Consider the following 799-nt stretch of genomic DNA (forward strand, 5'->3'; position numbering starts at 1 on the left):
TAGACCCCGCACCCACGTGCTGAGGACCTCCACCCACGTGCCTAGGACCCCTACCTAGGCACTCCCGGTCCGAACCGGGGTCCTTCGGCCGCGGCCTAAGGACCCCCGTCCCGTACAGATGCGGCATGCGCCCGATGTGCCGGCACCCCCTGGGACGCGAATCTTGGATCACACCGACCGAGGGGCCGAGAAACGCGAACCGAGGAGTACGAGATGTTCGAGTACGAGATCGCCAACAGCCGCCGCGCCGACCTCATCCGCCAGGCCGACCGGTACCGCCTGGTCCAGGAGGCCAAGAAGGCGCGCCGCGCCTCCTCGCGCAGCCAGGAACCCGAACGGCAGGTGAGTGGCCAGCGAAGCCGCTTCACGCGCGCCGCGTGACCCGCGCAGCGAACCGCGTGGACTGACACGTGATGAGAAGCGCACCCCCGACCAGTGCCGCGGGCCAGGACTCCTGTGCGATGCTCGGCGACGTGGAGACCAGATCTGTCAGCCCGGTGTTCGTCGGCCGAGCCGACGAACTGGCCGTACTCACCGACGCACTGGCCCGAGCGGCGGGCGGGGAGCCGCAGGCGATGCTCATCGGCGGCGAGGCCGGGGTCGGAAAGACCCGCCTCACCGAGGAGTTCCTCTGCGAGTCGGCCCGCCGCGGCGCGGTGGTGGCCGTCGGAGGCTGTGTGGAGATCGGGGCGGAGGGCCTTCCCTTCGCCCCGTTCTCGACGGCCCTGCGCACCCTGCACCGGCAGCTCCCGGAGGAGTTGGCCGCCGCGTCGGTCGCGCCGGCCGCCCCGCCCGAGTT

2 protein-coding genes are annotated in these 799 nt (G+C 71.6%); both read left to right on the forward strand.

The annotated features are described in order from the left end of the window. Positions 1-213: 213 nt before the first annotated feature. On the forward strand, positions 214-381 hold the full coding sequence (locus G3I78_RS51475) for a hypothetical protein (protein ID WP_199813593.1): 168 nt from the start codon (positions 214-216) through the stop codon (positions 379-381). Between the two features lie 32 nt (positions 382-413). Next, positions 414-799, forward strand: a 386-nt coding sequence (locus tag G3I78_RS46450; protein WP_239158450.1) for an ATP-binding protein, incomplete at its 3' end; no start/stop codon positions are given.

Source organism: Streptomyces sp. SID13726 (genome assembly GCF_010548375.1).
Lineage (GTDB): Bacteria > Actinomycetota > Actinomycetes > Streptomycetales > Streptomycetaceae > Streptomyces.

Excerpts from the sequence above, each read along its gene's own strand:
- G3I78_RS51475 (WP_199813593.1), top strand. The coding sequence starts at position 214 with ATGTTCGAGTACGAGATCGCCAACAGCCGCCGCGCCGACCTCATCCGC.